12 protein-coding genes are annotated in these 9,554 nt (G+C 68.2%); 7 read left to right on the forward strand and 5 right to left on the reverse strand.

Annotated elements, in window-relative coordinates:
- The first annotated feature begins 309 nt into the window (after positions 1-309).
- Complete coding sequence (locus tag JWQ05_RS03370) at positions 310-735, forward strand: flagellar assembly protein FliX (RefSeq protein ID WP_299654464.1); 426 nt, start codon at positions 310-312, stop codon at positions 733-735.
- A gap of 69 nt (positions 736-804) precedes the next feature.
- Here JWQ05_RS03370 and JWQ05_RS03375 read toward each other — a convergent pair whose 3' ends face one another.
- Complete coding sequence (locus JWQ05_RS03375) at positions 805-1,347, reverse strand: ferritin-like domain-containing protein (protein ID WP_299654467.1); 543 nt, start codon at positions 1,345-1,347, stop codon at positions 805-807.
- 562 nt (positions 1,348-1,909) lie between these two features.
- Here JWQ05_RS03375 and dksA point away from each other — a divergent pair.
- On the forward strand, positions 1,910-2,329 hold the full coding sequence (gene dksA / locus JWQ05_RS03380) for an RNA polymerase-binding protein DksA (protein WP_299654493.1): 420 nt from the start codon (positions 1,910-1,912) through the stop codon (positions 2,327-2,329).
- 51 nt (positions 2,330-2,380) lie between these two features.
- Here the strand turns inward: dksA and flgH are convergent, their stop codons facing one another.
- The 4 genes from flgH to flgF form a co-directional block, all read right to left on the reverse strand.
- Positions 2,381-3,142: a flagellar basal body L-ring protein FlgH gene (gene flgH, locus JWQ05_RS03385; protein WP_299654470.1), complete on the reverse strand. Its 762-nt coding sequence runs from the start codon at positions 3,140-3,142 to the stop codon at positions 2,381-2,383.
- A gap of 77 nt (positions 3,143-3,219) precedes the next feature.
- Entirely contained in the window at positions 3,220-4,284 is a 1,065-nt protein-coding gene (gene flgA / locus JWQ05_RS03390) for a flagellar basal body P-ring formation chaperone FlgA (RefSeq protein WP_299654473.1), read from the reverse strand.
- Positions 4,285-4,298: 14 nt separating this feature from the next.
- On the reverse strand, positions 4,299-5,090 hold the full coding sequence (gene flgG, locus JWQ05_RS03395) for a flagellar basal-body rod protein FlgG (protein WP_299654476.1): 792 nt from the start codon (positions 5,088-5,090) through the stop codon (positions 4,299-4,301).
- A gap of 12 nt (positions 5,091-5,102) precedes the next feature.
- Positions 5,103-5,843, reverse strand: a complete 741-nt coding sequence (gene flgF / locus JWQ05_RS03400) for a flagellar basal-body rod protein FlgF (RefSeq protein WP_299654479.1) — start codon at positions 5,841-5,843, stop codon at positions 5,103-5,105.
- Positions 5,844-6,115: 272 nt separating this feature from the next.
- Between flgF and fliL the strand changes: the two genes are divergently transcribed.
- The 5 genes from fliL to JWQ05_RS03425 form a co-directional block, all read left to right on the forward strand.
- Complete coding sequence (gene fliL / locus JWQ05_RS03405) at positions 6,116-6,628, forward strand: flagellar basal body-associated protein FliL (protein ID WP_299654482.1); 513 nt, start codon at positions 6,116-6,118, stop codon at positions 6,626-6,628.
- Between the two features lie 60 nt (positions 6,629-6,688).
- Complete coding sequence (gene fliM / locus JWQ05_RS03410; protein ID WP_299654485.1) at positions 6,689-7,906, forward strand: flagellar motor switch protein FliM; 1,218 nt, start codon at positions 6,689-6,691, stop codon at positions 7,904-7,906.
- An 8-nt stretch (positions 7,907-7,914) separates the two neighbouring features.
- The gene (locus JWQ05_RS03415) at positions 7,915-8,439 is read left to right on the forward strand and encodes a DUF6468 domain-containing protein (RefSeq protein WP_299654487.1); all 525 of its coding nucleotides are present in this window, start codon (positions 7,915-7,917) and stop codon (positions 8,437-8,439) included.
- An 83-nt stretch (positions 8,440-8,522) separates the two neighbouring features.
- A complete protein-coding gene (locus JWQ05_RS03420; protein WP_299654496.1) occupies positions 8,523-9,236 on the forward strand; it encodes a hypothetical protein in 714 nt (237 codons plus the stop codon).
- 128 nt (positions 9,237-9,364) lie between these two features.
- Positions 9,365-9,554 (forward strand): hypothetical protein (locus JWQ05_RS03425; protein ID WP_299654490.1); only part of this gene is annotated, 190 nt, incomplete at its 3' end.

Below are 9,554 nucleotides of genomic sequence, written 5' to 3' on the forward strand. Positions count from 1 at the left end.
GCACCAGGCCCGCCAAAAGGCAGAGCGCGTGGCGGAGGATTCGGGTCGGGCCGGTGAGGGCGTCGGGCATGGCACTCTTCGAGGCGTACAGGTCCTCGGTTTGGTGCCAGGAGCGTGCCAAACGCGCGTTTATGCCAATCGGTTGATTTTGAACGTTTTTTTAAACCCGCAAGGAAGCGGACGGTACCTCTCGGCCTTACGCTTCGTGCCGACCCGGCATCTTCTGCCGGGACATTTACGAGCGGTTAACCAAGCGGATCGGATGCTGGCGCTGCCGGGCGTCCACCCGCCCCGATCGGTTTCCATCCCATGCGCGTCGACCCCCGCTTCGTCACCTCAAGCACAGGCCCAAGCGCTCCGCAGCGTCGGAGCGAGGGCAGCCAGGCCTTCGCCCTCGCGAGCCCGACCGCCACGCCGACGAGCGCCGCCGCGACACCGGCCACGTCGCTCGCCGGCCTCGACGCGATCCTGACCCTGCAGAGCAACACCGACACGCCGGAGGAGCGCCGCCGCCGCTCGGCCCGCCGCGCCAACGACCTCCTCGACGGCCTCGACCGCCTGAAGGCCTCGCTGATCATGGGCCGGGTCTCGACGCGCGAACTCCAGGACATCGCAGCCCGCCTCGGCGAGCGCGCCGGCCTCAGCGGCGATCCGCGCCTCGACGGGCTGATCGCCGAGATCGAGCTGAGGGCAGCGGTCGAACTCGCCAAGGTGTCGGCGCGGCAGGCGGCCTGAACGCCGGACGCGCGAAGGGCGCCGGTTGCCCGACGCCCCCCAGGATGATCGATACGATCGAGGCTGGGATCAGCCCTTGGCCTTCGCCTTGGCGCGCGGCTTCTCCTCGCCCGCTTGCGCCTCTTCGGTGCCGTCGGTGTTGATGCGCTCCGCGATCTCGCTCAGCAGCGCGTCGGTCTTCTTCTCCTCCTCGAGGGTCTGCTCCAGGAGCTTGGCGGCATCCTCGTAGCCGAGCTGGCGGGCCCAGGTCTTCAGGGTGCCGTAGCGGGCGATCTCGTAATGCTCGACGGCCTGGGCACAGCCGACGAGCACGGCATCGGCCGCCGGGCTCTCGCCGAAGTCCTCGAGGTCCTCCTCCATCTCGGAGGTGATCCCCTGCATGGCCTCGCAGGTCTTGGCCCGGGCGGGCTTCCCGATGATCTCGAACACCTGCTGCAGGCGCTCGACCTGTTCGGCGCTCTCCTCCGCATGGGTCTCGAAGGCACTGCGCAGCTCGTCGTGCTGGGCCACCTTGGCGGATTTCTTGAGGGCGCGGACGGATTGCTTCTCGGCGTAATACACGTCCTTCAGGGTCTCGTAGAAGGCGTCGTGTAGCGTCTTCGTCTTGGCCATGACGTTTGCTCCAGGCTGAAACATTGAAGGTGCGAGATCGTCTGTGAAGCCACGCACTCGGATCGGCGAACAAAATCAGGCTTCCGCTTCCGCTAGAACTCAACACCTAAAGGGAACAATCCAATTTAGATCGATCCGTATCGAGTATTATTTTAGAGATCTACACGAAATTAGACATTCAGTCCGGCGTCGATGCCTGATTCCGGCGCAAATCCGGCTCCGTAAACGTCTGTGATCTTGCCCAATCGGGGTCGCCGAGCCCAACGTGAGCGGGTCTTCCCGGTTCCGCAGGCTGATGGGTTTGTCCACTACCGACCCGCACCGCCGCCCCATCGCCAAGGGTCGGAAATTTAACGCAGGTTAGATTTTCGGTGACAAACAGGCACGGCTGTTGCGACGCAGCGTCTCCGGGCAAGCACTTACAGCCGTTGCGTGTTTGCCGCAGCGCGCAAATCATCCGAGAGGATTGCGGTGCGCGGCAGCCACGACGCGTTGTCGTGGCCTGCCCCCTGCATTATAGGCACGCAAAATGATCGCCGCGAACCGGCTGCATGAGGCGCGAATGGCGAAGATCACGATCGAGGACGGATACGTACCGAGTGAGAGCGAGCCGTTCATGAATGACCGGCAACGCGAGTATTTCCGTCGTAAGTTGCTCGGCTGGAAGTCGGACATCCTGCGCGAAGCCCAGGATACGCTGGTCGCGCTGCAGACCGAGAACGAAAACCACCCTGATCTCGCGGACCGCGCCTCGTCCGAGACCGATCGCTCCATTGAACTGCGGGCGCGTGACCGCCAACGCAAGCTGACCGGCAAGATCGATTCCGCGCTGGCGCGGCTCGAAGACGGTTCCTACGGCTATTGCGAGGAGACCGGCGAGCCGATCTCCCTGAAGCGCCTCGACGCCCGCCCCATCGCCACCCTGTCGCTCGAAGCGCAGGAGCGCCACGAGCGCCGCGAGCGCGTCTACCGCGACGATTGAGGCCGGGGACCCCATTCGGAACCGGTGCCCGGTTCCGAATGGCCTCGGTCCTCAGAACGGCAGCAGGACATCCACAAGTTGCTGGCCGTAGCGCGGCTGCTGCACGTCGGTGATCTGGCCGCGTCCGCCATAGGCGATCCGGGCCTGCGCGATCTTGCTGGAATCGATGGTGTTGTCGGACTCGATGTCCTCGGGGCGCACCACGCCGGCCACGATGAGTTCGCGAACCTCGAAGTTGATGCGGATCTCCTGCTTTCCCTCCACCACAAGGTTCCCGTTGGGCAGGATCTGCGTAACGATGGCGGCGACGCTGGTGGTCACCGTCTCGTTGCGCTGAACCGAACCGGCACCATCGCTCGACGTGGTCGAGGTGGCGTTGAGGAGCTTGTCGGGCGCGACCCCGGCGGCCAGAATGGCCTTGTTGCTCTCCAGGCCGAAGGCGTTGGGCAGTCCGAACCCTTCGGCGTTGGAGCGCGAGCGCTTGGTCTCGTTGTTGAGGTTCGCCTTGTCGGTGACGTTCACCTTCACGGTGACGAGATCGCCGATGCGCGCGGCGCGCTGATCCTTGAAGAAGGCGCGCGAGCCCGTCCGCCAGAGCGAGTTCGGCGCGTAGGAGACCGGCTGGACCTCGGGCATCGGCAGCCGCACCGGCTTGTACCCGGACTGAGCGGTCGGATCCTCGATCGCCGAAAGGGCGGGCGTCGCCCCGATCTGCGACAGGCGGTCGACGGTGTTGCAGGCGCCGAGCGACGTGCAGAGCAGCGCAACGGCGAGGGTGGGGGACCGGCGGGAACGCGTCGGGCGAGGATTCATCGGGCGAAGGGTCATCGGGCGAAGGGTCATCGGGACCAGACCTTTGTCAGACCGAACGGGAGAGCGGACCGGGCGGGTCAACGCTGAAGGACGGGCGTATCGAGAGCGGCGCTCGCCTGACGCATGGCGGGCGAGGGACCGACCGAGACCCGGCCGGGGCCGATCACGGTCGCGGACAGGATTTTCTTGGAGACCGGGTTGGTGACGGTGATCGATGCGCCGAGGCGACCGCTCTCGTTGGCCTGGCCGCGCAGCGAGAGGTTGAGGCCGGGCGTGTCGAACACGATGGTCACCGCCTCGCCACGGGCCACGAGATCGGGGGCGGCGAGATCGCCCGAGCGCAGGATCGCGCCCGCGCTGAGGCCGCGCTGAGCGACCTGACCGGCGAGGTTGCCCAGCGACCCCTGGGCGTCGGCGGGGGTGCCTTCGCGGGGGCGCCGCTCGATGGTGATGTCGGCGGCCGTCACCGCCTCGCCCCGGTTGAGGGAGCGGCCGAGGATCGCGACCTCGCGGATCTCCATGACCTGACCGGTGATGCGCAGCGACGCCTGCCGCTCGCCGAGCGTGATCAGCGCGGCGATCCGGCGCGAGCGCGGATCGTAGCTGACGTCGAGGGCGCTGGCCGGACCGTTCAGGTCGATCGGAGCGAGCAGGACCGGGGATTCCCCGTCGAGGCGCACGGCGAGATTGCGGACGTCGAGGCCCTGGCCGGATTCCAGCGCACGCTTCAGCGCGGCCTCGATCTCGGGCTGCGTGACACGGCGCGCGGCGCGCAGCACCGAGACCTGGGCCCGGCCGCCGGTCTCGACATCGCCGAGGCCGAGGGCCGAGACGGCATCGGCGATGCGCCGCGCCTGGATCGTCCCGGTGGCGCCGAGCGCCGGCGCGCGGAACATCGGGCGCAGCGCCACTTCGGCGGAGGCCCCCTCCACGAGGTCGCCGAGGGTGAGCACGTCGCCCCGCGCGGTCACGTCGCCGCGCAGGCGCAGGGCGGCCGTGCCCGGTCGAGCGTCCTGCGCCATGACCTGGACGGTGAGCAGCGAGAACGCCAGCACCGCGAGCAATGCACGGCCGACGATGCCGGCGCTCAGGGTCGGGACGCGGACGGGGCGGGCGGGCGTGATCTGTCGCAGGGCGTGCATGGTCAGGATCCGGGTCAGCCGCGGAACATCTGGGAGGTGGTCGAGAGCATCTGGTCGGCGGCGGTCACCACCTTCGAGTTCATCTCGTAGGCGCGCTGCGCCGCGATCAGCGACGAGATCTCCGTCACCGCGTTGACGTTGGCCTCTTCGAGGTAGCTCTGCTGCAGGTTGCCGAAGCCCTCGGCGCCGGGCAGGCCGTTGATGGCCGGACCGGAGGCGGCGGTCTCGATGAAAAGGTTGTCGCCGATGGATTCGAGGCCGACCTTGTTGACGAAGCGCGCGAGCTGGAACTGCCCCAGCGCCTGCGGCGCGGTCTGGCCCGGCACGGTGGCCTGCACCGCGCCCTGCGCGCTGATCGTCACGGAGGTCGCGTTGTTGGGCACCGTGACGCCGGGATCGACGAGGTAGCCGTCGCGGGTCACGAGCTGTCCCTGAGCCGACAAATCGAACGAACCGTCGCGGGTGTAGGCGGTGCGTCCGTCCGGCATGGTCACCCGGAACAGTCCCTCGCCGCGGATCGCGACGTCGTAATCCTTCTCCGTCGAGGTCAGCGTGCCCTGCGACATGATGCGGGCGGTGGAGGTCGTCTTCACGCCGGAGCCGATGGCGAGGCCTGCGGGCAGCTGGGTGTTCTGGTCCGAGGTCGACGAGCCGGCGCGGCGCAGGTTCTGGTACAGCAGATCCTGGAAATGGGCCTGCTGGCGCTTGTAACCGGTGGTGCGCAGGTTCGCGATGTTGTTGGAGATGACCTGGACGTTGAGTTCCTGGGCCGCCATGCCGGTGGCGGCGGCGTAAAGGGCACGCATGCTCGATGTTCCTTACGCGACGTCGGCGAGACGGCGGATCGCCGTGCCGCGCAGGTCATCGAGGCGCGAGATCACGCCCGAGACCATGGTGTAGGTGCGGTTCACGTCCATCAGCCGGGTCATCTCGATCACCGGCTTGACGTTGGAGCGCTCCAGCGCACCGGCCTCGACGCGGCCGGCGAGGCCGGCGGCCTGGGGCTGGGCGGTGGAGGCGTAGAGGTTGGCGCCCTCGTTGGTGAGCGCCTGCGGATTGGCGAAGGTGACGAGGCGGACGCGGCCGCGGATGCCGAGGTTTGTGGAGACCGTGCCGTCGGGGCCGATACTGACGCCGGTCTCCTGCTGTCCGATCTGGATCGGGCCGCCTTCGCCCTGCACGGGGTAGCCGTCGCTGGTCACCAGCGTGCCCTGGGCGTCGGTCTCGAAGGCGCCGTTGCGGGTGTAGCGGTCGCCGGCCGGCGTCCGCACCACCAGGAAGGCATCGCCGCGCACCGCCACGTGGAGGGGGTTTCCGGTCTGCTCGATCGGCCCCTGGCCGAGGTCGAGGGCGGTGCCCTGGTCGATGACGTAGGAGACGCGGCGGTCCGGCTTCTGGAACGAGTCGGCGCTCGCCACCGGCATCAGGTATTCCTGGAACCGGGAGTTGCGCGCCTTGAAGCCGTTGGTCGAGACGTTGGCCATGTTGTTGGCGATGACGTCCAGTTCGCGCTGAAGCGCCATCTGGCTCGAAACCCCCACGAACAATGCGTTCTGCATGACACCCACAAGCCTCGACGAGCGACGACGTCAGGGTATCCGCATGGCCCATGCCACCCGGAAAAATTTCATTTTCATGGCTAAAATCAGAAGCTTATCGATAACGGTGCCCTAACCGTCCCGGCTTCCGGCGGTGCCACGCGGCAAGTCCGACCCGGCAGCTTTTGCCGCCTTAACGACGCGTTAACCCTGTTTGCCCGATACCTCGCTCAAGGCCCGTCGCCCGTCGGCGGAACCGACGCGATCCGCGACGCGAACCCCGAGGTCCACCGATGGCAAAGAAGCCGAAAAAGGCCGCCGCCGAGGGTCAGGAGGGCGTCGAGGGCGAGGCCCCGAAATCCGGCAAGAAGAAGCTCATCATCATCGGCGCCGCGGTGCTGGCGCTCGTCGGCGCCGGCGGCGGCGGCTTCTACGTCATGAAGAAGAAGGCCGGTGGCGACAGTCACGGCGATGCGGTGGCCGAGGTCAAGAAGCCGGTGGTCTTCCTCGATGTCCGCGAGATGATGATCAACCTCGCGAGCGAGCCCGGCCAGGACAAGACGCGCTTTGCCAAGATCAAGATCGCCATCGAGCTGAAGGACGCCAAGGTCGAGAGCGAGGTGAAGCCCCTGATGCCGCGCATCGAGGACACCTTCCAGGTCTACCTGCGCGAGCTGCGCGCCAGCGACATCTCGGGCTCCGCCGGCATCTATCGCCTGCGCGAGGAATTGCTGCGCCGGGTGAACGTCGCGATCCACCCGGCCCGCGCCGAGGCGGTCCTGTTCAAGGACGTCGTCCTCCAGTAGCCGCCCGGCCTCGGGTCCACGAGGGCGGGTCGATGAAAGTTTGCAGGTGACGAGAGTCTGATGGCCGGAGCCGACGACGCGATCGACGAGGACGACTGGGCCGCCGCCCTCATCGCCCAGAACGGCGAAGGCGGGGAATCCTCGCTGGCCGACGAATGGGGCGCCGCGCTCGCCGAGCAGGGCACCACCACGCATGCCAGCGACGTCGCCGCCGAATGGGCGACGATGATCGAGGACGGGGAGACCGACAACCTCCCTGAGCTCGCCGGCAACGACCGCATCCTGAACCAGGATGAGATCGACGGCGTCTTAGGGTTCTCCCTGCGCGAACTCTCGGCGTCGGGCGCCGGTGGCGTGCGTGCCATCGTCGATTCGGGCGTCGTCCAGTACGAACGCCTGCCGATGCTGGAAATCGTCTTCGACCGGATGATCCGGTTGTTGTCGACGAGCCTGCGCAACTTCTTCCAGGACAACGTCGAGGTCACCCTCGACAACATCACTTCCGTTCGCTTCGGCGACTACCTCAACGCCATCCCGCTGCCGACGCTGCTCGGCGTGTTCCGCGCCGACGCCTGGGAGAATTCGGGCCTCGTCACTGTCGAATCCAACCTCGCCTACTCGACCCTCGATTTGCTGCTCGGCGGCAAGCGCGGCGGCTCCTCGACGCGCCTCGACGGGCGCCCCTTCACCACCATCGAGATGCAGCTCGTGCGGCGCCTCGTGGAGATCATCCTCACCGACCTCGAACTCTCGTTCCAGCCGCTCTCGCCGGTGCGCTTCGCCATCGACCGGATCGAGACCAACCCGCGCTTTGCCACCATCACCCGGCCCGCCAACGCCGCCATCCTGATCAGCCTCAAGCTCGACATGGACGGGCGCGGCGGCCTGCTGCAGATCCTGTTCCCCTACGCCACCATCGAGCCCATCCGTGAACTGCTCATGCAGAGCTTCATGGGCGAAAAGCTCGGCCGCGACCACGTCTGGGAAAGCCACCTCGCCACCGAGATCTGGCAGGCCGACGCGACGATGGAGGCGGTGCTGCACGAGATGATGCTGCCCCTGAAGAAGGTGCTGTCCCTGAAGGTCGGCGACACCCTGATGTTCGACACCAAGCCCTCGGACCTCATCGCCGTGCGCTGCGGCGACTGGGCCCTGAGCCAGGGGCGCATCGGGCGGATCGACGACAACATCGCCGTGCAGCTGACGCGGCCGCTTCGCCGCTCCCGCACCACGCTCCAGGCCTTCGAGGCCTCCATGAACAACCGCACGGACGGGTGACGCATCCCATGAGCCTCCTCGTCACCCTCGCGGCCGACATCCTCGTCGCCATCCTCCTCGTCGCCAGCATCGTCTCGTCGGTGCGCCTGAGTCGGCGCATCACCCGGCTGAAGGCCGACGAGGCGGCCCTGCGCCAGACCATCGGCGACCTCGTCATGGCGAGTTCCACCGCCGAGCGGGCCATCGTCGGCCTGCGCGCCACCCTCGACGAGTGCGACCGGACGCTGGCCGACCGGCTCGGCACGGCCGAGCGCTACGCCGCCGACCTCGCCTCCCATGTGGAGGCCGGCGAATCGGTGATCACCCGCATCGCCTCGATCGTATCCCAGGCCGTGCCCGAGCGCGCCATGGCCCGGCCGGTCGCCCCGCCGACCGCCCGCACGGACCGCGACCTGGAACGCGTGCCTCCGCCCGTTCGAGGACCCGCGGCAGCGCCCGCGAGCCCCAACGGCGAGCGCATCGGCGTCGCGGCGGCGGCGGCGCTGGCCATGTCCGAGCGCGCGCTCGGCCGACTGAGGAGCAAGGCCGCGTGAAGAAGCCCGGTCGCCTCGTCCGGTTTCGCCAGCCGCGTCCCTTCAAGCTGCGCCTGATCGACGCCGTGACCCTGGCGGCCGCGATGCTGCTCGTCCTCAAGCTCTCGGCCATCGCGATCGAGGAATCGAAGCCGCAGCCGGGCGCGCCCTTGCCGGACTTCGCGCGCGTGCTGGCGAAGGCCCGCACGAACTACGAGCCCGCCGATCCGACGACGACGGGCTCGGTGACCGCCAAGGAATCCGAGAAGCCGGCGCCCGAGCCCGAAAAGCCCGGGTCCCGTCCGCCCCCGCCGCCCGAGCCGATCCCGGCCTCCGAGCGGGCGATCCTGGAGCGCCTGGCCACGCGCCGGGACTCCCTGAAGCAGCGCAGCGAGGCGCTCGATCTGCGCGAGCAGTTGCTCGGCACCGCCGAGCGCAAGCTCGAGGAGGGTGTCGATACCCTGAAGCAGGGCGAGGACAAGACCGAGGGCGGAGGCTCGCAGCGCGCGGAGGCCGAGAAGGCGGGCCTGAAGAACATCGTGACGATGTACGAGACCATGAAGCCGAAGGACGCCGCCCGGGTCTTCGACCGCCTCAACCTCGAGGTCCTCGTTCCCATCGTCCTGGCGATGAACCCGCGCAAGATGGCCGAAGTCCTGGCGTTGATGCAGTCGGAGCCCGCCGAGAAGCTCACCGTGGCCCTGGCCAACCGGGCCCGGGGCCAGGGCGGCTCGCCGGCGCAGGCCGTGGCGGTCGGTCTCGGACCCAACGAACTCCCGGCGATCGATCCCGGCACAAAGGTCGACGGCCGGCGCTGAAGCCTGAATCTGCCCGCGTCCCCGCCCATGTGACGGGCGTCTCCATTGCGCCGAAGCCCTCGCGCGACTAGGGGCAGGCATCCGGTGGGGCGGCGAACCGCCCTTCCGGACCCCGGGGAGCGATATTCGTGTTGTCCACCTGCCTGATCCGACCCTTCGCCGCCCTTGCCCTCGTGCTGATCGTGGCCGCACCTGTCCTGGCCCAGGATGCGGAAGTGCCCGAACCGGCCGCGGACGCGCCGGCCAAGCCGAAGCCCCGCAAGCCCGCTCCGCCGAAACCGGTCCCGGCAAAACCGACGGCGCCGGCCGCAGCCGCGC

It is taken from the genome of Methylobacterium sp., from assembly GCF_028290105.1.
Classification (GTDB): Bacteria; Pseudomonadota; Alphaproteobacteria; order Rhizobiales; family Beijerinckiaceae; genus Methylobacterium.